The 21,882-nt window shown below is 62.9% G+C and carries 21 protein-coding genes; 12 read left to right on the top strand and 9 right to left on the bottom strand.

Annotated features, from left to right (window positions below; genetic code table 11):
• The first annotated feature begins 93 nt into the window (after positions 1–93).
• The 6 genes from tusD (at position 94) to OU800_RS12000 (ending at position 3,542) form a co-directional block, all read left to right on the top strand.
• Positions 94–486 (top strand): sulfurtransferase complex subunit TusD, encoded by a 393-nt coding sequence (gene tusD / locus OU800_RS12025; protein ID WP_268184081.1) that lies wholly within the window; start codon positions 94–96, stop codon positions 484–486.
• Positions 486–845 (top strand): sulfurtransferase complex subunit TusC, encoded by a 360-nt coding sequence (gene tusC / locus OU800_RS12020; protein WP_268184080.1) that lies wholly within the window; start codon positions 486–488, stop codon positions 843–845. Before tusD ends, tusC begins: the two co-directional genes overlap by 1 nt.
• Positions 845–1,144, top strand: a complete 300-nt coding sequence (gene tusB, locus OU800_RS12015; RefSeq protein WP_268184078.1) for a sulfurtransferase complex subunit TusB — start codon at positions 845–847, stop codon at positions 1,142–1,144. Before tusC ends, tusB begins: the two co-directional genes overlap by 1 nt.
• Positions 1,141–1,476 carry a TusE/DsrC/DsvC family sulfur relay protein gene (locus OU800_RS12010; RefSeq protein WP_268184076.1) on the top strand — a complete coding sequence of 112 codons (336 nt, stop codon included), beginning with the start codon at positions 1,141–1,143 and terminating at the stop codon, positions 1,474–1,476. Before tusB ends, OU800_RS12010 begins: the two co-directional genes overlap by 4 nt.
• Positions 1,473–2,456: a glycosyl transferase family protein gene (locus tag OU800_RS12005; RefSeq protein ID WP_268184074.1), complete on the top strand. Its 984-nt coding sequence runs from the start codon at positions 1,473–1,475 to the stop codon at positions 2,454–2,456. The genes OU800_RS12010 and OU800_RS12005 overlap by 4 nt, the downstream gene beginning before the upstream one ends.
• 87 nt (positions 2,457–2,543) lie before the next feature.
• Positions 2,544–3,542, top strand: coding sequence for a glutathione S-transferase family protein (locus OU800_RS12000; RefSeq protein WP_268184073.1), 999 nt, complete (start codon positions 2,544–2,546; stop codon positions 3,540–3,542).
• Positions 3,543–3,592: 50 nt separating this feature from the next.
• Here the strand turns inward: OU800_RS12000 and cysG are convergent, their stop codons facing one another.
• The 6 genes from cysG to OU800_RS11970 form a co-directional block, all read right to left on the bottom strand.
• Entirely contained in the window at positions 3,593–4,981 is a 1,389-nt protein-coding gene (cysG, locus tag OU800_RS11995) for a siroheme synthase CysG (RefSeq protein ID WP_268184070.1), read from the bottom strand.
• Between the two features lie 168 nt (positions 4,982–5,149).
• Complete coding sequence (serS, locus tag OU800_RS11990) at positions 5,150–6,430, bottom strand: serine--tRNA ligase (RefSeq protein WP_268184068.1); 1,281 nt, start codon at positions 6,428–6,430, stop codon at positions 5,150–5,152.
• 80 nt (positions 6,431–6,510) lie between these two features.
• Positions 6,511–6,891 (bottom strand): fluoride efflux transporter CrcB, encoded by a 381-nt coding sequence (crcB, locus tag OU800_RS11985; protein WP_268184066.1) that lies wholly within the window; start codon positions 6,889–6,891, stop codon positions 6,511–6,513.
• Positions 6,888–8,213, bottom strand: coding sequence for a replication-associated recombination protein A (locus OU800_RS11980; RefSeq protein WP_268184065.1), 1,326 nt, complete (start codon positions 8,211–8,213; stop codon positions 6,888–6,890). Before OU800_RS11980 ends, crcB begins: the two co-directional genes overlap by 4 nt.
• Positions 8,214–8,216: 3 nt before the next feature.
• Positions 8,217–8,843 (bottom strand): outer membrane lipoprotein chaperone LolA, encoded by a 627-nt coding sequence (lolA, locus tag OU800_RS11975; RefSeq protein WP_268184064.1) that lies wholly within the window; start codon positions 8,841–8,843, stop codon positions 8,217–8,219.
• Between the two features lie 90 nt (positions 8,844–8,933).
• On the bottom strand, positions 8,934–11,345 hold the full coding sequence (locus tag OU800_RS11970) for a DNA translocase FtsK (protein ID WP_268184063.1): 2,412 nt from the start codon (positions 11,343–11,345) through the stop codon (positions 8,934–8,936).
• 203 nt (positions 11,346–11,548) lie between these two features.
• Between OU800_RS11970 and trxB the strand changes: the two genes are divergently transcribed.
• The 4 genes from trxB to infA all read left to right on the top strand — a co-directional run bounded on the left by trxB (position 11,549) and on the right by infA (position 14,467).
• Entirely contained in the window at positions 11,549–12,499 is a 951-nt protein-coding gene (trxB, locus tag OU800_RS11965; RefSeq protein WP_268184062.1) for a thioredoxin-disulfide reductase, read from the top strand.
• Between the two features lie 55 nt (positions 12,500–12,554).
• Positions 12,555–13,235, top strand: a complete 681-nt coding sequence (aat, locus tag OU800_RS11960) for a leucyl/phenylalanyl-tRNA--protein transferase (protein ID WP_268184060.1) — start codon at positions 12,555–12,557, stop codon at positions 13,233–13,235.
• 114 nt (positions 13,236–13,349) lie between these two features.
• Positions 13,350–14,057 (top strand): arginyltransferase, encoded by a 708-nt coding sequence (locus OU800_RS11955; protein WP_268184058.1) that lies wholly within the window; start codon positions 13,350–13,352, stop codon positions 14,055–14,057.
• Between the two features lie 191 nt (positions 14,058–14,248).
• Positions 14,249–14,467, top strand: a complete 219-nt coding sequence (gene infA, locus OU800_RS11950; RefSeq protein WP_002553999.1) for a translation initiation factor IF-1 — start codon at positions 14,249–14,251, stop codon at positions 14,465–14,467.
• Between the two features lie 252 nt (positions 14,468–14,719).
• On the opposite strand, the gene clpA is transcribed toward infA, so the two are convergent.
• Positions 14,720–16,990 carry an ATP-dependent Clp protease ATP-binding subunit ClpA gene (gene clpA, locus OU800_RS11945; RefSeq protein ID WP_268184056.1) on the bottom strand — a complete coding sequence of 757 codons (2,271 nt, stop codon included), beginning with the start codon at positions 16,988–16,990 and terminating at the stop codon, positions 14,720–14,722.
• A 29-nt stretch (positions 16,991–17,019) separates the two neighbouring features.
• Positions 17,020–17,382 (bottom strand): ATP-dependent Clp protease adapter ClpS, encoded by a 363-nt coding sequence (gene clpS, locus OU800_RS11940; protein ID WP_268184055.1) that lies wholly within the window; start codon positions 17,380–17,382, stop codon positions 17,020–17,022.
• 239 nt (positions 17,383–17,621) lie between these two features.
• Between clpS and cspD the strand changes: the two genes are divergently transcribed.
• A complete protein-coding gene (gene cspD / locus OU800_RS11935; protein WP_268184053.1) occupies positions 17,622–17,891 on the top strand; it encodes a cold shock domain-containing protein CspD in 270 nt (89 codons plus the stop codon).
• 69 nt (positions 17,892–17,960) lie between these two features.
• Here the strand turns inward: cspD and icd are convergent, their stop codons facing one another.
• The gene (gene icd, locus OU800_RS11930; RefSeq protein WP_268184052.1) at positions 17,961–19,217 is read right to left on the bottom strand and encodes an NADP-dependent isocitrate dehydrogenase; all 1,257 of its coding nucleotides are present in this window, start codon (positions 19,215–19,217) and stop codon (positions 17,961–17,963) included.
• Positions 19,218–19,578: 361 nt separating this feature from the next.
• Between icd and OU800_RS11925 the strand changes: the two genes are divergently transcribed.
• Positions 19,579–21,807 carry an NADP-dependent isocitrate dehydrogenase gene (locus OU800_RS11925; RefSeq protein ID WP_268184051.1) on the top strand — a complete coding sequence of 743 codons (2,229 nt, stop codon included), beginning with the start codon at positions 19,579–19,581 and terminating at the stop codon, positions 21,805–21,807.
• Positions 21,808–21,882 lie beyond the last annotated feature (75 nt).

Below are 21,882 nucleotides of genomic sequence, written 5' to 3'. Positions count from 1 at the left end.
TCCCCCTCTGAGCCCGCCTCGGCGGGCTTTTCTTTTTGTGCGCAGCACCACCTGGCCTTATCATTGCCGCAGTTTTGAGCTGTCGGACGCCCCATGAAGTTTGCCATCGCCCTGTTCGCCGCCCCCCACCTGCCCGCCTCGCGCCGCGCCCTGCGCTTCGCCCAGGCGGCATTGGCCGGCGGTCACGAAATCGTCCGCCTGTTCTTCTACCAGGACGGCGTGCACAGCGCCGCCAGCAACGTGGTCACCCCGCAGGATGAGCTGGATATGCCCAGGGAGTGGCGCGAGTTCGTCACGGCCAACGGCCTGGACGCCGTGGTATGCATCGCGGCGGCGCTGCGCCGTGGCGTGCTGGATGAGGCAGAGGCACAGCGTTACGCCCGCCCGGCCGCCAACCTGCAGGCGCCCTGGGAGCTGTCCGGGCTGGGTCAGTTGCACGAGGCGGCGCAACAGGCCGACCGCCTGATCTGCTTCGGAGGCCACTGATGAGCAAATCGCTGTTGATCATCAGCCGTCAGCCCCCCTGGAGCGGCCCCGGCGCTCGCGAGGCACTGGATATCGCCCTGGCCGGCGGCGCCTTCGACCTGCCCATCGGCATGCTGTTTCTCGACGATGGCGTGCTGCAACTGAGCACTAGCCAGCAGCCTGGCGCGCTGCAACAGAAGGATCTCGGCGCCAATCTGCAGGCCTTGCCGATGTTCGGCGTCGAGGCGCTGTATGCCAGCCAGCGCAGCCTGAACGAGCGCGGCCTCGGCGAGGCCGAACTGAACCTCGAGGTGCAGCGCCTGGACGACAGCGCGCTGACCGCCCTTCTCGACCGCTACGACCAGGTGATCACCCTCTGATGGCCACCCTGCATATTCTTTCCCATTCGCCATTCGCCGACAGCCGTCTGGCCAGTTGCCTGCGTCTGCTCGGTGCAGGTGACGCCCTGCTGCTCAGCGGCGATGCGGTTTACGCGCTGCAACCCGGCACGGCCAATCTGCAGGCGCTGCAACTGATGCCGGCCAGCATTGCCCTGCATGCCCTGGACGAAGACCTCACCGCCCGTGGCCTGCAAGCACCGGAGCGGGTGCAGCCAGTGGACTACCCCGGGTTCGTAGAACTCTGCACCCGCTATGCCAAGGTCAATAGCTGGTTATGAGCTCGCTGAACGTCGGTGGACGCGAAATCGCCCTGGACAAGGACGGCTACTTGGTCGACCTGCAGGACTGGTCACGCCCTGTCGCCGAGGCACTGGCCATCGGCGAAGACCTGCAACTGAGCGATGAGCACTGGGAGATCCTCCAGCTATTGCGCGACTTCTATGCCGAATTCCAGCTCTCGCCAGCCAATCGCCCGCTGATCAAATACGTGGCGTTGAAACTGGGTGCGGAAAAAGGCAACAGCCTGCACCTCAATCGCCTGTTCAAGGGCACGCCCGCCAAACTCGCGGCCAAGCTCGCTGGCCTGCCGAAACCGACCAATTGCCTATGAATCTGCTCACTCCCGCCGAACACCCTTTCGCCCAGTTCGTGCGCATTCTCGGCAAGGGCAAACGTGGCGCACGCGGCCTGACCCGCGAGGAGGCCCGAGAAGCCATGGGCATGCTGCTCGATGGCAAGGTCGAAGACACCCAGCTCGGCGCCTTTCTGATGCTGCTGCGGCACAAGGAAGAAAGTGCTGAGGAGTTGGCCGGTTTCACCGAAGCGATCCGCCAGCGTCTGCCCGCACCGGTCGCCCAGGTCGATCTGGACTGGCCGAGCTATGCCGGCAAGAAACGCCATCTCCCCTGGTATCTGTTGGCGGCCAAGGCCCTGGCCGCCAGCGGCGTGCGCATCTTCATGCACGGCGGCGGCGCCCATACGGCCGGGCGCCTGTATACCGAACAACTACTCGCGTGCCTGGATATCCCGCGTTGCCAGGATTGGCAGGCAGTGACAGACAGCCTCGACCAGCACAACCTGGTCTTCGCCTATCTGGGCGACTGGATGGCGCCCCTGCAGCGCATGATCGACCTGCGCAACACCCTCGGCCTGCGCTCGCCGATCCACTCCCTGGCGCGAGTGATCAACCCACTTGCGGCCCGCTGCGGCCTGCAAAGCATCTTCCACCCCGGCTATCAGGCCGTGCACCGCGAGGCCAGCCGCCTGTTGGGCGACCATGCCATTGTCATCAAGGGCGAAGGCGGCGAGATCGAGGTCAACCCGGACGTCGCCTGCCATCTGTACGGGACGCGCGATGGCGAGGCCTGGGACGAAGAGTGGCCAGCGCTGTCGGCGCAGCGCCACGTCAAACCCGAGCGCCTGGATGCCGAGCACCTGCTGGCTGTCTGGCGCGGCGAGGCCGAAGATGACTATGCCCGCCAGGCCATTCTGGCGACCATGGCCCTGGCCTTGCGTGGCCTGGGCCTGGATCGCGACGCAGCCTTCAGCGAGGCGGAAAGACGCTGGAATGCTCGCCACTTATCGAGCTGACCGATAGGCGGATCCAGGTTTTTCCATCTTTCTATCGAAGCAACCGCGATAGACTGCAGGCTCATTCGCACACAAGAGGTAGGCCGAATGGGTTTGCTGATCGAAGGCACCTGGCACGATCAATGGTACGACACCGGCAAGAGCGGCCGCTTCCAGCGCGAGGAAGCGCAACGCCGTCACTGGATCACCGCCGACGGTAGCGCCGGCCCCAGCGGCGAGTCAGGCTTCAAGGCGGAGGCCGGGCGTTACCACCTGTACGTTTCCCTGGCCTGCCCCTGGGCACATCGCACCCTCCTTCTGCGCAAGCTCAAGGGCCTGGAAGATCTGATCGAGGTATCGGTGGTCAGTTGGCTGATGGGCGATCACGGCTGGACCTTCGACCCTCAGCACGGCTCCAGCGGTGACAAGCTCGACGGCCTGGAATACCTGTATCAGCGTTATACCGCCGATGACGCCCAATATACGGGCCGCGTTACCGTGCCGCTGTTGTGGGACAAACAGCAGCAGCGCATCGTCAGCAACGAGTCGGCCGAAATCATCCGCATGTTCAACAGCGCCTTCGATGGCTTGACCGGCAACGACCTGGACTTCTATCCGCAGCCGCTACGCGAGCGCATCGATCGGCTCAACGATGGCATCTATCCGGCGGTGAACAACGGCGTCTACCGCGCTGGCTTCGCCACCACCCAGGAGGCCTACGAAGAGGCTTTCGAGGAGCTGTTCACCACGCTCGACGAACTGGAAGCCCTGCTGGGCGAACGGCGCTACCTGGCCGGCGAGTACCTGACCGAAGCCGATATCCGCCTGTTCACCACCCTGATTCGCTTCGATGCCGTCTACCACGGGCACTTCAAGTGCAACCTGCGGCGCATCCTCGACTACCCGAACCTCTCCAACTGGCTGCGCGAGCTGTACCAGTGGCCGGGCGTCGCCGAAACGGTGGACTTCACCCATATCAAGTCGCACTACTACGCCAGCCACGCCACCATCAACCCGACCGGGGTGATTCCCAAAGGGCCGCAGCAGGATTTCAGCCTGGCGCATGATCGCGAGCGCTTGCCAGGCAAGGGTGTATATCACCCGTAGGCCGATTGTGTTGGGCGGATCTTATTGATTCCCCCTGCTTCGCTCAGGCATCAGAGCCCGCGCTGCGCGCCCTCGAACCAGGCCAGCTTGTCACGCAGGGTGACCACCTCACCGACGATCACCAACGTCGGTGCGTGCACTTCGTGCTCGGCCACCAGCTGCGGCAAACTCTCCAGCGTGCCGGTAAATACCCGCTGGCTCTGCGTGGTGCCCTGCTGCACCAGGGCCGCCGGCGTGTTGGCTGCACGGCCGTGCGCGACCAGTTGCGCGCAAATGTCTGGCAGGCCGACCAGGCCCATGTAGAACACCAGGGTTTGCCCTGGCGCCACTAGATCCTTCCAGGGCAGGTTGCTGCTGCCGTCCTTGAGATGGCCGGTGACGAAGCGCACCGACTGCGCATGGTCGCGGTGGGTCAGCGGGATACCGGCGTAGGCGGCGCAGCCCGAGGCGGCGGTGATGCCGGGTACCACCTGGAAGGGAATGCCCTCGCCCGCCAGTTGCTCGATCTCTTCGCCACCACGGCCGAAGATGAAGGGGTCGCCGCCTTTCAGACGCAGCACCCGCTTGCCTTCACGCGCCAGGTCGATCAGTAGCTGATTGATCTGCTCCTGCGGCACGGCGTGCTCGGCGCGGCGCTTGCCCACATAGATGCGCTCGGCATCGCGGCGACACAGGTCGATGATCGCCGGGGCCACCAGGCGGTCATACAGCACCACGTCGGCCTGCTGCATCAGGCGCAGGGCACGGAAGGTCAGCAGGTCGGGGTCGCCAGGGCCGGCGCCGACCAGATACACCTCACCCAGCGCGCGCGGGGCGGCACCGGCCAGGCGTTCTTCCAGCAGGCGTTCACCTTCCTCCGGCTTGCCGGCGAATACACTCTCGGCGATCTGCCCCTGGAACACGTCCTCCCAGAACACCCGGCGCTGCTGCACATCCGGGAATAGCTGCTTGACCCGATCACGGAAGCGCTTGCCGAGGTTGGCCAATTGGCCATAGGTGGCCGGAATCCAGGTTTCGATCTTGGCGCGAATCAACCTGGCCAGCACGGGGGCATCCCCGCCACTGCTGACCGCGACGATCAGCGGCGAGCGGTCGACGATGGCCGGGAAGATCACGCTGCACAGCGCCGGCGCATCCACCACGTTGACCGGGATGCCCAGCGCTTGCGCCTCGGCAGAAATGCGCGCATTGAGCGGCTCGTCGTCGGTGGCGGCGATCACCAGCCCGACGCCCTGCAGGTCGCCGCGGGCGTAACCGCGCAGAAACACGCCAGCCTCGCCGGCCATGGCCTGCAGTTCGCTGCGGATCTCCGGAGCCACCACATGCAGGCGCGCCCCGGCCTCGGCCAGCAGACGCGCCTTGCGCAGCGCCACCTCACCACCGCCAACGACCAGCACTGGGCGGCCCTGCAGCTTGTGGAACAGCGGAAGGAATTGCATAAATCAGCCTCGCATGAGGTGGGAAGACGAACGGCGGCTCGTAGGGTGCGCCGTGCGCACCGAACTACGCGGAAAGACCTTGGTGCGCACAGCACACCCTACGCGCGGCGACCATCGTCAGGCGTGCCGTTTGGAAACGAGGCGGCCGTGCCACCCCGCTGAACCGGCTTAGCCGATCACCTCGATACCGCCCATATAGGGCTTGAGCACTTCGGGCACGCGAATACTGCCGTCGGCCTGCTGGTAGTTTTCCAGTACCGCGACCAGGGTGCGCCCCACCGCCAGGCCGGAGCCGTTGAGGGTGTGCACCAATTCGGTCTTGCCGGTTTCCGGGTTACGGTAGCGCGCCTGCATGCGGCGCGCCTGGAAGTCGCCGCAGTTGGAGCAGGAGGAAATCTCGCGATACTTGTCCTGGCTCGGCACCCAGACTTCCAGGTCGTAGGTCTTGGTGGCACCGAAGCCCATGTCGCCCGTGCACAGGGCCAGCACCCGGTAAGGCAACTCCAGCGCCTGCAGCACGCGCTCGGCGTTGGCGGTCAGGCTTTCCAGCGCCTCGTAGGACGTGCTCGGCTCGACGATCTGCACCATCTCCACCTTGTCGAACTGGTGCTGGCGGATCATGCCACGGGTATCGCGCCCGGAGGCACCCGCTTCGCTGCGGAAGCACGGGGTATGGGCGACGAACTTCAGCGGCAGTTGCTTGGCATCGAGAATCTCGCCGGCCACGATATTGGTCAGCGACACCTCGGCGGTGGGGATCAGGTAGAAGTCGGCCTCGCCCTCACGGGTGATCTTGAACAGGTCTTCCTCGAACTTGGGCAACTGGCCGGTGCCCTGCAGAGCCGGCGCCTGCACCAGATAAGGCGTATAGGCCTCTTCGTAGCCATGCTCGGCGGTGTGCAGGTTGATCATGAACTGCGCCAGGGCTCGGTGCAGGCGGGCGATGGGCCCGCGCAGCAGGGCGAAACGGGCGCCGGACAGCTTGGCCGCGGTCTCGAAATCCAGCCAGCCATGCTGCTCGCCAAGGGCGACGTGATCCTTGATCTCGAAATCGAAGGCACGCGGGGTGCCCCAGCGACGCACTTCGACGTTGCCCTCTTCATCCGCCCCTACCGGCACCGACTCGTGCGGCAGGTTGGGAATGGTCAGCAGCAGGTGATCGAGTTCGGCCTGGATGCCATCCAGCTCACGCTTGGCCTCGTCCAGTTCATTGCCCATGCGATCGACGTCGGCCAGCAGCGGTGCGATGTCCTCGCCACGCGCCTTGGCCTGGCCGATGGACTTGGAGCGGCTGTTGCGCTCGGCCTGCAACTGCTCGGTGCGCACCTGCACCGACTTGCGCTGACTCTCCAGGGCCTCGAAGCGGGCGACGTCGAGGACGAAGCCTCGGGTGGCGAGGCGCTCGGCGATTTCGGTGAGTTGCGTGCGGACGAGTTTGGAATCGAGCATGTTCGGGTCTCAATACATCGGCGAAATAAGGTGACGGCCACCAGCGTGACGCGGGTGGTGGAGTGTAAAGCTTTAGCGGGTCAGGACGCCAATCGAGCCAGGCTCAGACCGGCCCAGGCCGCCAGCAGACCACCCAGGATACTGAGTGCCAGGTAGCCGATGGCCTCCGGGGCACGCCCGCCCTCCAGCAGTTTCATGATTTCCAGGCTGAACGAGGAAAAGGTGGTGAAACCGCCCAGCACGCCCGTGACCAGGCCGGTGCGCAGCTCCAGAGGCAGATCGGTGCGCGTCAGGAACAGGCCCGAGAGCAGGCCGATCAGCAGGCAGCCGACGATGTTGACGGCAAGGGTGCCGAGGTAGAAATGCCGTGGCCAGTTGCCAGCAACCCAACCCGCCACCAGAAAGCGCAGCACGGAACCCGCCGCGCCTCCCACGGCAACAGCAAGGGCTACGCGGATCATGGTTTTCTCCTCTGCCTTGGGCTGCTGGCATCCAGTTGACGCAGATGCTGCAGCTTGTCGCGAATCTTCAGTTCCAGCCCACGCGGCACCGGATCGTAATACTGGCGTGGTTCGAGGGCTTCGGGGAAGTAATCCTCACCTGCGGCGTAGGCGTCCGGCTCGTCGTGGGCATAGCGATACTCGTCGCCATAGCCGAGCTGCTTCATCAGCTTGGTCGGTGCGTTGCGCAGGTGCAGCGGCACTTCCTGCGAGCCCTGTTCGGCGGCATCGCGCATCGCTGCCTTGAAGGCCGTGTACACCGCGTTGCTCTTGGGCGCGCAGGCCAGGTAGACGATGGCCTGGGCCACCGCCAACTCACCCTCCGGACTGCCCAGGCGCTCCTGCACGTCCCAGGCATTGAGACACAGGGTCAGGGCGCGTGGATCGGCATTGCCGATATCCTCGCTGGCCATGCGTACCACACGGCGGGCGATGTACAGCGGGTCGCAGCCGCCGTCGAGCATGCGCGCGTACCAGTACAGCGCGCCGTCGGGGCTGGAGCCGCGCACCGACTTGTGCAGCGCGGAAATCTGGTCGTAGAAGGCCTCGCCGCCCTTGTCGAAACGCCGGCGGCTGTCACCCAGCAAGTTCTGCAGCAGTTCGACATCGATCTCGCCGCCGTCCTCGGCCAGGTCGGCGGCATTCTCGAGAAAGTTGAGCAGGCGCCGGCCATCGCCATCGGCAGCAGCCAGAAGAATCTGGAAGGCCTCGTCCGGCAGGCTCAACTGGCGCTCGCCCAGGCCTTTCGGGTCGTTCAGGGCGCGATTGACCAACTTGCGCATGGCCGCTTCGTCGAGGCTTTTCAGCACATAGACGCGGGCCCGCGACAGCAGTGCATTGTTCAGCTCGAACGAGGGGTTTTCCGTGGTGGCGCCGATGAAGATCAGCGTGCCGTCTTCCACGTAGGGCAGGAAGGCGTCCTGCTGGCTCTTGTTGAAGCGATGCACTTCATCGACGAAGAGGATGGTACGCCGCCCATACTGCGCCGCGTGCTGCTGGGCCACCTCCACGGCCTGGCGGATTTCCTTGACCCCCGAGAGCACGGCGGAAATGGTCTCGAAATGCGCGTCGGTGACCTTGGCCAGCAGCCGCGCCAGGGTGGTCTTGCCCACCCCAGGCGGGCCCCAGAAGATCATCGAATGCAAGGCGCCCTGCTCCAGCGCCTCGCGTAGCGGCTTGCCCGGCCCCAGCACGTGCTCCTGGCCGACGTACTCGTCCAGGCTGGTGGCACGCAAACGCGCAGCCAGTGGCTGCGCGACGGGTTGGCGGCCGAACAGATCCACGGCTTACTCCTGGATGACGTCCGCGCCGTCGGGGATGTCGAAGCTGAACAGGCTGTCGTCGACCGGCTCGTTCATCTTCACGTTGAGGAACAGGATATTGGTGCGCTGGCCGATGCTGTCGATCAACTGCATGTCGTTGAGCACGCGGTTGCGGAAGGACAGGCGCAGGCTGTCGAACAGGCTGTCCTTGGCCTTGGGCTTGAGGATGAAGTCGACCACGCTGCCGCCTTCCTTGTAGTCGATCCCGAAGTTCTCGCGAATCTGCGACACGTCACCGGAGAGCAGCAGCGCCGGGGTATGGGTCAGACGCTGATCGAGGGTCTGGATGGTTACCTGCTCCAGATCCGGGTCGTACAGCCAGACCTTCTGGCCGTTGGAGACCAGCAACTGCTCCATGGGCTGGTCGGTATGCCAGCGGAACAGCCCCGGGCGCTTGAGCACCAGTTGCCCGGCGCTTTCCTGCAACTGCGTGCCGCTGGCATCGAGGGTCAGTTGGGAAAAACGGGCGCTGATGGTCTGCGCCTGGTTGAGCAATTCGGTCAGACGCTTGACGGCCGCGTCCTCGTCGGCATGAGCGGTGAGCCAGGTGAAACTCAGAGCAGCCAGCAACAGCAGGCGGATAAAGCGCATATGAACCCCTTGAGTCCGTGTAAGGATTGCCGGCAGCCGGAGCCGCCTCGAAATATCTAGACCGCAAGCCCAGCAGCCGGTGCCGGGCTGTCAGTCGCGTGACGGCCCGGGCGCGATGACCTCGCGCGAGCCGTTGGTGTTCATCGCGGTCACCACCCCTGCCATTTCCATCGCCTCGATCATCCGCGCGGCGCGGTTGTAGCCGATCTTCAGCTTGCGCTGCACGGCGGAAATGGAGGCTCTGCGGCTTTCCAGCACGAAGTTGACGGCCTCGTCGTACAGCGGGTCTTCCTCGCTGCCCTCACCGCCCCCTTCGCCACCGCCGCCCTCGAAGCCCGCACTGCCGCCTTCGTCGACACCGGCAAGGATGTCCTCGTTGTAATCCGGCGCGCCGCGCAGCTTCCACGCCTCGACCACGCGGTGCACCTCGTCATCGGAAACGAAGGCGCCATGCACACGGATGGGCAGACTGGTGCCGGGCGGCATATAGAGCATGTCACCGTGGCCCAACAGTTGCTCGGCGCCACCCTGATCGATGATGGTGCGTGAGTCGATCTTGCTCGACACCTGGAAGGCCATGCGCGTCGGGATGTTGGCCTTGATCAGGCCGGTGATCACGTCCACCGAGGGACGCTGCGTGGCAAGAATCAGGTGAATGCCGGCTGCCCGCGCCTTCTGGGCGATACGAGCGATGAGCTCTTCCACCTTCTTGCCGACGATCATCATCATGTCGGCGAATTCGTCCACCACCACGACGATGGTCGGCAAGGGTTTGAGTAGCGGCGCCTCGTCATCCATGTTCTCGCGGCGGAACAGGGGATCCGGGATGGGTTCGCCCGCTTCGATGGCATCCTTGACCTTGCGGTTGAAGCCCGCCAGGTTGCGCACGCCCATCTTCGACATCAGCTTGTAGCGCCGCTCCATCTCGGCCACGCTCCAGCGCAGGGCGTTGGCCGCCTCCTTCATGTCGGTGACCACGGGGCACAACAGGTGCGGAATGCCTTCGTAGATCGACAATTCGAGCATCTTCGGGTCGATCATGATCAGCCGCGCATCTTCCGGGCTCGACTTGAACAGGATCGACAGGATCATGGCGTTGACCCCCACCGACTTACCCGAGCCGGTGGTACCGGCCACCAGCAAGTGTGGCATCTTGGCCAGATCGGTGATCACCGGCTTGCCGCCGATGTCATGTCCCAGGGCCAGGGTCACCGGCGACTTGGCTTCGTCGTACTCCGGCGTCGACAGCACTTCGGAAAAGCGCACGATCTGCCGATTCTCGTTGGGAATCTCGATGCCTACGGTGGTCTTGCCTGGGATCACCTCGACCACGCGCACACTGGTCACCGCCAGCGAACGGGCCAGATCCTTGGCCAGGTTGGCGATACGGCTGACCTTGACCCCAGCGGCCGGCTGGATTTCGTAGCGGGTGATCACCGGGCCCGGGTGAATCGAATCCACCGCCACCTCGACGCCGAACTCCTTGAGCTTGATTTCCAGCAAATGGCCGACGCCGGCTAGCGATTCCGGCGAATACTCGACCTTCTTCGCCTCGGCCGGGTCGAGCAGCGAGATCGGTGGCAAGGTGCCTTCCACGGCGCTGTCAACGAACAGCGGCGCCTGCTTTTCCTTCTGTACGCGTTTGCTCGGCTCCGGCGCCTTGGTGGGCGGCGGCGTGGCGATGACCGGAGCCGGGCGCTTTTCGCGCTCGCTCATGTGCTTGCTCAGCGATTCCTCGCGCTCAAGCATGCGCTCCTTGACCCTGGCCTGTTCGCGGCGGTCGGCGATGACCGGCGCGGCCACTTCGTTGACCCGCTCGTCCAGCTCGCGCAATTGCGCGACCATCTGCTTGCGCTGACTGCGCGCGCTCCACCAGCCACTGATGGCACCGTAGATCAGCTCGATCAGATCGAGGGTGATCTTGCCGGTCAGATCCATCACGCGGAACCAGGACAGGTCGGTGAACACGGTCAGCCCGAAGAGAAACAGCGCCAGGAACAGCAAGGTACTGCCCTGCACGTTCAGCGCGTGTACCGCCAGGTCGCCCAGGCTGGCACCGAGCATGCCGCCGCCGGAACCCTGCATGCCGGGGCCGGCGGCGAAATGGATGTCGCCCAGCGCCACACCCGAGAGAATCAGGAACACCAGGCCAATGCTGTGCCAGGAAAACATCCAGCCATTGAAGTGCCAGGGTTGATTGCGCGTGCGAAACACCTGCAGGGTCTTGACCCCCAGCAGCAGCGGGAAGATGTAGGCGAAATAGCCCAGCGCGCCGAATAGCGCACTGGACAGCCAGGCACCGATGCTGCCGCCGGCATTGGCAATGCGCTGTACCTGAACGCTGTTGTCCCAAGCAGGATCCGAAGCGCTATAGGTGAGCAGCGTCATCAGCACGTACACACAGAGTGCTGCCAGGGCGATCAGAGCGCCTTCCTTCAGCCGGTACTGAAGTTTCAGGCGCCAATCCAGAGTCTGCGAGGTGGAATTCTTCAAAACAGCCATATCCTGCGCGCTAGGCGCGTCCATCGGTAATTGCCGCAAAAGGAGACATTGTACGGCTTTGCCCGCCTATCGTCATAACCTGAGCAATCAGACGGCGCTCCCGCAGCAGCAATGCTTCGGTGTAGCATAGCCGCCAGCAGATTCCATGCGGCTCAATTGGAGCATGCATTCTCTTTTGTGACAAAGGCTTATGGGGTTTTTTTATGAGCGAAGTCAAGCATTCACGCCTGATCATCCTGGGTTCCGGCCCTGCCGGTTACAGCGCTGCCGTCTACGCTGCGCGCGCCAATCTCAAGCCCGTGATCATCACCGGCATCCAGCCTGGAGGTCAGCTCACCACCACCACCGAAGTGGACAACTGGCCCGGTGACGTCGAAGGCCTCACCGGCCCCGCCCTGATGGAGCGCATGCAGAAGCATGCCGAGCGCTTCGACACCGAGATCATCTACGACCACATCCACACCGCCGAGTTGCAGAGCCGCCCCTTCGTGCTCAAGGGCGATAGTGGCACCTATAGCTGCGATGCGCTGATCATCGCCACCGGCGCCAGCGCCCAGTACCTCGGCCTGCCGTCGGAAGAGGCCTTCTCCGGCAAGGGTGTTTCGGCCTGCGCCACTTGCGATGGCTTCTTCTATCGCAACCAGGTGGTGGCCGTGATCGGTGGCGGCAATACCGCCGTGGAAGAAGCGCTGTATCTCTCCAACATCGCCAAGGAAGTGCACCTGGTGCATCGCCGCGACAAGCTGCGCGCGGAGAAGATCCTGCAGGACAAGCTGTTCGACAAGGCCGAGAACGGCAACATGCGCCTGCACTGGAACCACACCCTGGATGAAGTACTCGGCGACCAGACGGGTGTCACCGGCGTGCGCCTGAAAAACACCCTCGACGGCAGCACCCAGGAACTGGAGCTGGCGGGTGTGTTCATCGCCATCGGCCACAAGCCCAATACCGAGCTGTTCATCGGCCAACTGGACATGCACGACGGCTACCTGAAGATCAAGGGCGGCAGCGAAGGCAATGCCACCGCCACCAGCATCGAAGGCGTGTTCGCCGCCGGTGACGTGGCCGACCACGTCTACCGCCAGGCCATCACCTCGGCCGGCGCGGGCTGCATGGCCGCACTGGATGTCGAGAAGTTCCTCGACAACAACTGACGGACAAGGGCGAGCCGCCACGCTTGCCCTCCCCTGCCCTGCCGGAAAACTGCGCATGCTGACCTGGCTGCAACGTGACTCATTGCAATTCCCGCCACTCGACAAGGCCATGCGCGAGCCCAATGGCCTGCTGGCAGCCGGCGGCGACCTCAGCGCCGAACGTCTGATCAGCGCCTACCGCCACGGCTGTTTTCCCTGGTTTCAGGACGGCCAGCCGATCCTCTGGTGGTCACCGGATCCACGCACGGTGCTGTTCCCCGAGGAGCTTCACGTTTCCCGCAGCCTGGCCAAGCTGTTGCGCCAGCAGCGCTTTCGCGTCAGCTTCGACCAGGACTTCGCTGCCGTCATCGCTGCCTGCGCTGCGCCGCGGGATTACGCCGATGGCACCTGGATTACCCACGGCATGCAGCAAGCCTATCTGCGCCTGCATGAGCGCGGCCTCGCCCACTCGGTGGAGGTCTGGCAGGACGAGGAACTGGTCGGCGGCCTGTATGGCCTGGCCATGGGTCGCCTGTTCTTCGGCGAATCCATGTTCAGCCGTACCGACAACGCGTCCAAGGTGGGTTTCGTCACGCTGGTAGGCAAACTGCAGCAATGGGGCTTCACCCTCATCGACTGCCAGATGCCCACGCAACACCTGCATAGCTTCGGCGCCAGAGCCATACCGCGCGCCACCTTCGCCGAGTATCTACAGCGTTATCTGGACGAGCCCAGTACAGCCGACTGGCATCCATGACTCAGCGGGCGAATGCCGACAGCTTGTGACCTCGACAGATATTGCCCAACGCGTGTGGTAGGCCTCAAAACCCTGGCTTACACTCTAGAGGCAAGGCTTTAACGAGGTACCACCATGACCGAGCTGGCTCGCCTGAAGTTCTACGCCACCCAGCCCCATCCATGCAGCTACCTGCCCGACGAACAGGCCACCACCCTGTTTCTCGATCCCAGTCAGCCCATGGATGTACAGGTGTATGCCGAACTTTCCGACATGGGCTTTCGCCGTAGCGGCGACCATCTCTATCGCCCGCACTGCCAGCAATGCACGGCCTGCATTCCGGCGCGCATTCCCGCCGCGCTGTTCATCCCCAATCGCCAGCAACGCCGCATTCTCAAGCGCAACGAAGACATCCACGTGCGCTCGGTACGTCCGGCATTCACCGAGGAGTACTACGATCTGTACGTGCGCTACATCGAGCAGCGCCATGCCGATGGCGACATGTACCCACCCAGTCGCGATCAGTTCGCCACCTTCCTGGTGCGCGACCTGCAGTTCTCTCGCTTCTACGAGTTCCGCCTGCAAGATCGCCTGCTGGCCATCGCCGTCACCGACGTGCTACCCAATGGCCTTTCGGCGGTCTACACCTTCTATGACCCCGACGAGGAGCGACGCAGCCTCGGCCGCTTCGCCATTCTCTGGCAGATCGGCGAAACCGAGCGCCTGGGCCTGCAAGCCGTTTACCTGGGCTACTGGATCAAGAACTGCCGCAAGATGAACTACAAGACCCAGTACCGCCCCATCGAGCTCTTCGTCAATCAACGCTGGACGCTGCTGACCTAGGGTCTGTTGACGTTTCGCTCGCGGTTCGCGCCGAAGCGTCAACAGACCCTAGCGCCCTCCATCAACCTTCCAAGCCCTCTCGACAATCCAAGCCACTTGGCGTAGCCCTCTGTTTTCGGGCACAATGCACGCCGCTTTTGCCTGGCGCCAGTTGCACCGGGCCATTTTCTGGATACCGAGGGCTTTACTGCATGTCGAAAGAAGACAGCTTCGAAATGGAAGGCACTGTCGTCGACACCCTGCCCAACACCATGTTCCGCGTGGAGTTGGAAAACGGGCACGTCGTTACCGCGCACATCTCCGGCAAGATGCGCAAGAACTACATCCGCATTCTCACTGGTGACAAGGTGCGCGTCGAACTGACACCTTATGACTTGAGCAAGGGCCGCATCACCTACCGCGCCCGTTAAGCCAAGCACCAAACGAAAACGCCCGGCATCTGCCGGGCGTTTTCGTTGCCCCCTAAGGGCAACTCTAAAAACTACCTGCGTTGCCATCGCCGCGTTAAAAACAGGCTCAAAATGCTCATTTACAACACGTAAACTGCGCTTTTTCGCCTGTTTTTGCGGGGCCGCCATCGGTATTGCGCTGACTGCCTCGCTTACGTTTTTAGAGGCGCCCTAGAAGCGCAGCGGCCGAAGCCGCTGCAACCTGCGTGGCGATCAGGCGACCTCCGCCGCCGTCTCGAACTCGAAGCTCGGCTCGCCATCCTTGATGTCGATATAGACCACGCCGCCGTGCTCGGCCAGTTCGCCAAAGAGGATTTCCTCCGCCAACGGACGCTTGATCTTGTCTTGGATCAGGCGTGCCATCGGCCTGGCGCCCATCTGCACGTCGTAGCCACGTTCGGCCAGCCAACCGCGCGCCGCATCGCTGACCTCCAGCGTGACATGCTTGTCCTCAAGCTGCGCCTGCAGTTCGGTGAGGAACTTGTCGACGATGCTCTTGATCACTTCGTGACTCAGGCGGCCAAACTGGATGATGGTATCCAGACGGTTGCGGAACTCCGGGGTGAAGCTCTTCTTGATGACTTCCATGGCATCGGTGGAGTGATCCTGCTGGGTGAAGCCGATCGACGCCCGCGACGCGGTTTCCGCACCGGCGTTGGTGGTCATGATCAGGATCACGTTACGGAAGTCCGCCTTGCGCCCGTTGTTGTCGGTCAGGGTGCCGTGATCCATCACCTGCAGCAGCAGGTTGAAGACTTCCGGGTGAGCCTTCTCGATCTCATCGAGCAGCAGCACGCAGTGCGGCTGCTTGGTGATGGCCTCGGTGAGCAGACCGCCCTGGTCGAAACCCACGTAGCCGGGCGGCGCACCGATCAGGCGCGACACGGTATGGCGTTCCATGTACTCGGACATGTCGAAGCGCACCAGCTCGATCCCCAGCGCTTTGGCCAGTTGCCGCGCCGCCTCGGTCTTGCCGACACCGGTGGGGCCGGCGAAGAGGAACGAGCCCACCGGCTTGTCCGGCGCCTTGAGCCCGGCGCGCGACAGCTTGATAGCTGTGGCCAGCGAATCGATGGCGGCGTCCTGGCCGAAGACGGTGAGCTTGAGGTCGCGCTCCAGATTGCGCAGCAGTTCCTTGTCGGAGCTGGAGACATGCTTCGGCGGAATTCGCGCGATCTTGGCGACGATGTCCTCGACCTGGGCCACATCGATACGCGCCACGCGCTTGTCTTCCGGCTGCAGGCGCTGATAGGCGCCGGCCTCGTCGATCACATCGATGGCCTTGTCCGGCATATGCCGGTCATTGATGTAGCGCGCGGCCAGTTCGGCAGCGGCGCGCAGAGCCTCGTCGCTGTATTCGATGTGGTGGTGTTGCTCGAAACGTGCCTTGAGCCCCTTGAGGATGCCGACGGTATCCTCGACCGAGGGCTCGACCACGTCGACCTTCTGGAAGCGACGTGCCAGGGCGCGATCCTTCTCGAAGATGCCACGAAATTCCTGGAAAGTGGTGGAGCCGATGCAGCGGATCTCGCCGGAGGACAACAGCGGCTTGAGCAGGTTGGAGGCATCCATCACTCCGCCCGAGGCAGCCCCGGCACCGATGATGGTGTGGATCTCATCGATGAACAGGATCGCGTGCGGGCGCTTGCGCAGCTCGTTGAGCAGCGCCTTGAAGCGCTTCTCGAAGTCGCCACGGTACTTGGTGCCGGCCAGCAAGGCACCGAGATCCAGCGAGTAGACCACGCTGTCGGCCAGCAGGTCGGGCACTTGTTCGTCGACGATGCGCTTGGCCAGGCCTTCGGCGATGGCGGTCTTGCCGACGCCAGCCTCGCCGACCAGCAACGGGTTGTTCTTGCGCCGACGAGCGAGAATCTGCGCCACGCGCTCGACTTCATGCTCACGACCGACCAGCGGATCGATGCGGCCCTGACGGGCCAGCTCGTTCAGGTTGCTGGCATAGGCATCGAGCGGATTGCCAGAGGCGGAAGCTTCGCCACCCTCCTCGTCCTGCATCTCCGGGTCATGCTCATGCTGATCACCATGGCCCGGCACCTTGGAAATGCCATGAGCAATGTAGTTGACCACGTCGATACGGGCCACGCTCTGTTGCTTGAGCAGGAATACCGCCTGGCTTTCCTGCTCGCTGAAAATCGCCACCAGCACATTGGCGCCGGTCACCTCGCGCTTGCCGGAGCTTTGCACATGGAACACCGCGCGCTGCAGCACGCGCTGGAAGCCCAGGGTCGGCTGGGTTTCGCGGTCTTCGTCATGCTGGGGAATCAATGGCGTGGTGGAGTCGATGAACTCCTGCAGGTCATGGCGCAGCTTGTCGAGATTGGCTCCACAGGCACGCAGCACGCTGGCTGCCGCCTCGTTGTCGAGCAAGGCCAACAGCAGGTGCTCGACCGTCATGAACTCATGACGCTTGGCGCGAGCCTCTTTGAAGGCCAGATTGAGGGTGACTTCGAGCTCTCGGTTCAACATAGCTTCACCTCATACCCAAGTGGCCGGCGTTAGCCGTCCTTCTCTATTTCACAGAGTAGCGGATGCTGGCTCTCCCGTGCGTACTGATTGACCTGCATGGCCTTGGTCTCCGCAATGTCACGGGTGTAGACGCCGCATACCGCACGTCCTTCTGTATGGACGGCCAACATGATCTTGGTCGCCAGCTCCCGATTCATGCCGAAGAAGGTTTCAAGCACTTCGACGACGAAATCCATCGGGGTGTAGTCATCGTTGAATAGGACAACCTTGTACAGCGGTGGTGCCTTGAGCGCTGGCTTGGATTCCTGGATCGCGACGCCAGAGGAGTCGTCCTCATGCTCTGCCGGGTGATCCTGATTGAATGTTAGTCGAATCTGGCTACTTGCATGCATGTTGGAATCAAAGGTTCTCGGCTGGACGAACGGGGGGGATGCTTGAAGGAGTTTGACTGACTTCTCAACCCATTGCCGTGCCAACTTGACTATCGGCAAAAGGGTGTTACAACCAATAAATACCCTTTCAATTTCAGGGTTTCAGGGATTCCGCGCCGTCGCCCAGCCGGATCGGTTAACGCGCGGAATCGAAGTGGATGATACTCCAGAGATGGGGTTCTTTGCAGAGGGATGTGAGCATGCTCAGCGGTAAGGTCAAGTGGTTCAACAACGCCAAAGGCTATGGATTCATCCTGGCCGATGGTCGAGATGAGGACCTGTTCGCCCACTACTCGGCCATTCAGATGGAGGGTTACAAGACACTCAAGGCAGGTCAGGCGGTTCGCTTCGACATCGTGCAAGGGCCCAAGGGCTTGCACGCTGTCAACATCAGCGCCGCCACCACGGCAACGGACGCCACTGTCAGCGCGCCACACACGGCCAGCAGTGAGAGCCCCGTCGACGCCTGATACTTCCCTGATCCACCAAGAGAAAAGGCCAGTCATGTGACTGGCCTTTTCTTTATCTACAGCCTGGCATTACATGTGCGAGATCATGGCGTCGCCGAACTCGGAGCAGGACAGCAGCTTCGCCCCATCCATCAAACGCTCGAAGTCATAGGTGACGGTCTTGGCAGCGATGGCGCCATTGGTGCCCTTGATGATCAGGTCGGCCGCTTCGGTCCAGCCCATATGGCGCAGCATCATCTCGGCCGAGAGGATCACCGAGCCCGGGTTGACCTTGTCCTGGCCAGCGTATTTCGGCGCGGTACCGTGGGTCGCCTCGAACATGGCCACCGAATCCGACAAGTTGGCGCCCGGCGCGATACCGATGCCGCCCACTTCCGCCGCCAGCGCATCGGACAGGTAATCGCCATTGAGGTTGAGGGTGGCGATTACGTCATACTCGGCCGGACGCAACAGAATCTGCTGCAGCATGGCGTCGGCGATTACGTCCTTGACCACGATGTTCTTGCCGGTGCGCGGGTTCTTGAACTGCATCCAGGGGCCACCATCGAGCAGCTCGGCACCGAATTCCTCGCGAGCGAGCTCATAGCCCCACTCCTTGAAGGCACCTTCGGTGAATTTCATGATGTTGCCCTTGTGCACCAGGGTCACCGAGCTGCGATCGTTGTCCACCGCGTACTGCAGAGCCTTGCGCACCAGGCGCTTGGTGCCAGCCTCGGAAACCGGCTTGATGCCGATGCCGCACATGTCGGTGAAGCGGATCTTCTTGACCCCCATCTCTTCGGTGAGGAACTTGATGACCTTCTCCGCCTCGGGACTGCCGGCTTTCCATTCGACGCCGGCATAGATGTCCTCGGAGTTCTCGCGGAAGATCACCATGTCCACGTCACCCGGTTTCTTGACCGGGCTGGGCACGCCCTCGAACCAGCGTACCGGGCGCTGACAGACGTACAGGTCGAGCTCCTGACGCAGCGCCACGTTGAGCGAGCGAATGCCGCCGCCCACCGGAGTGGTCAGCGGCCCCTTGATCGAGACCACGTAATCACGCACGGCCTCGAGGGTTTCCTTCGGCAGCCAAGTGTCCTGGTCATAGACTTGGGTGGCCTTCTCGCCGGCGTAAACCTCCATCCAGGAAATCTTGCGGGCGCCGCCATAGGCCTTCTCGACTGCGGCATCGACCACCTTGAGCATCACCGGGGAAATATCCACGCCGATACCATCGCCCTCGATGTAGGGGATGATCGGGTTGTTCGGCACATTCAGCGACATATCGGCATTGACGGTGATTTTGTCACCCTTGGCTGGCACCTGGATCTTTTGGTATCCCATTGCTGGACTCCATCTCATGGTTAGACAGTGTGCACTCCCGAGAGTAGCGCAAAGAGAAGATTCAGACACGCATGCAAAGGTCTTATGCAACTGGGCATTCTGCGACGCGTCGACGCAGTGATATACTGCTTAGGTGACTAACGAGTCATAAGGGGTGGCCCGTCTGGAACCGGATGGCAGCCTCTTGAAACCTGTGGCAGGCCACCACCGGCCACAGGCTCGAAACGCTCGACACTCTACGGGTGCATCCAACATCACCGCGGCGAGTCCTCGACCCGGCCCCACCACCAGGGGGCTCAAGCGCTTACCAGCGCAGGTCGAGTTTCTATGCGCGCTCAGCAAAGAAGAGAGTTAACGCTAAATGTCCACCCCCTCGAAGATCATCTACACCTTCACCGACGAAGCTCCGGCCCTTGCTACCTATTCGCTTCTGCCCATCGTGGAAGCCTTCGCCGCATCGGCCAATATCGCCGTTGAAACCCGCGACATCTCTCTTGCCGGGCGCATCCTGGCAAGCTTTGCCGACCGCCTGGATGCCGACAAGCGCATCGACGACGACCTGGCCAAACTGGCCGAGCTGACCCTGCAGCCGGACGCCAACATCATCAAGCTGCCCAACATCAGCGCCTCCGTACCCCAGCTCAAAGCTGCCATCGCCGAGCTGCAGGCCCAGGGCTACAACATCCCCAACTTCCCGGAAGACCCGCAGAGCGAGGAAGACAAGGAAGTGCGCGCCCGTTACGCCAAGATCCTCGGCAGCGCGGTGAACCCGGTGCTGCGCGAAGGCAACTCCGACCGTCGCGCCCCGGCCGCGGTCAAGGCCTACGCCCGCAAGCACCCGCACAGCATGGGCAAGTGGAGCATGGCCTCGCAGTCCCACGCCGACTACATGCGCGGCGGCGACTTCTTCTCCAGTGAGCAATCGATCACCATGGCCAAGGCCGGCGACGTGCGCATCGAGTTCGTCGGCAAGGACGGCAAGGTCGAGGTCAAGAAGCAACTCGCCCTGCAGGAAGGCGAAGTGTTCGACAGCATGTTCATGAGCTGCCGCAAGCTGCGTGACTTCTTCGAGAAGACCCTGCAGGACTGCAAGGAAACCGGCGTGATGTGGTCCCTGCACGTCAAGGCAACCATGATGAAGGTCTCCCACCCGATCGTCTTCGGTCACGCCGTCAGCGTCTACTACAAGGACGTGTTCGACAAGTACGGCGCGCTGTTCAAGGAACTGGGCGTCAACCCGAACAACGGCATCAGCAGCGTCTACGACAAGATCAAGGCGCTGCCGGCTTCGCAGCAGGAAGAAATTCTCCACGACATCCACGAGGTCTACGCCCATCGCCCGGAAATGGCCATGGTCGACTCGGTCAAGGGCATCACCAACCTGCACATCCCGAGCGACGTCATCGTTGACGCCTCGATGCCGGCGATGATCCGCAACTCCGGTCAGATGTGGGGCAAGGACGGCAAGCAGAAAGACACCAAGGCCGTCATGCCTGAGAGCACCTACGCTCGCATTTACCAGGAAATGATCAACTTCTGCAAAACCAACGGTGCCTTCGACCCGACCACCATGGGCAGCGTGCCGAACGTCGGCCTGATGGCGCAGAAGGCCGAAGAATACGGTTCTCACGACAAGACCTTCGAGATGACCGCCGATGGCACCATGCGCGTCGTGGCCGCCGACGGTACCGTACTGATGCAGCACGAAGTCGAAGCCGGCGACATCTGGCGCGCCTGCCAGACCAAGGACGCGCCGATCCGCGACTGGGTCAAGCTGGCTGTTACCCGCGCCCGTCAGTCCAATACCCCGGCCATCTTCTGGCTGGATCCTGAGCGTGCCCACGACCGCGAGCTGCAGAAGAAGGTCGAGCTGTACCTCAAGGACCACGACCTGACTGGTCTGGACATCCGCATGATGGGCTACAACGAGGCCATCCGCGTATCCATGGAGCGCATGATCCGTGGCCAGGACACCATCTCGGTAACCGGCAACGTACTGCGTGACTACCTGACCGACCTGTTCCCGATCATGGAGCTGGGCACCTCGGCCAAGATGCTGTCCATCGTGCCGCTGATGGCGGGTGGCGGCATGTACGAAACCGGCGCCGGCGGTTCCGCGCCCAAGCACGTGCAGCAACTGGTGGAAGAGAACTACCTGCGCTGGGATTCGCTTGGCGAGTTCCTGGCCCTGGCCGTGTCGCTGGAAGAAACCGGCATCAAGACCGACAACGCCAAGGCCAAGGTGCTGGGCAAGACCCTGGATCAGGCCACCGGCAAGCTGCTGGACAACAACAAGTCCCCGGCGCGCAAGGTGGGCGAGATCGACAACCGCGGCAGCCACTTCTACCTGGCGCTGTACTGGGCGCAAGCCCTGGCCGAGCAGAACGACGATGCCGAGCTGAAGGCTCACTTCACCCCGCTGGCCAAGCAACTGACCGAGCAGGAAGCCACCATCGTTGCCGAACTGGCTGCCGTACAGGGCAAGCCGGCCGACATCGGCGGCTACTACCGCTCCAACCCCGAACTGACCAGCAAGGTGATGCGCCCCAGTGCAACCTTCAATGCTGCTCTGGCTGCACTAAATGCCTGATAAGGCCTGAGTGTGAAAGAACCCCGGCCTTGTGCCGGGGTTCTTTTTTATGGCGCGATGTCGAAAATCCCCACT

This window comes from Pseudomonas sp. GOM7 (assembly GCF_026723825.1).
Classification (GTDB): Bacteria; Pseudomonadota; Gammaproteobacteria; order Pseudomonadales; family Pseudomonadaceae; genus Aquipseudomonas.
The sequence above is the reverse complement of the archived record's forward strand: the minus strand, read 5'-3'. Positions and strand labels throughout refer to the sequence as shown.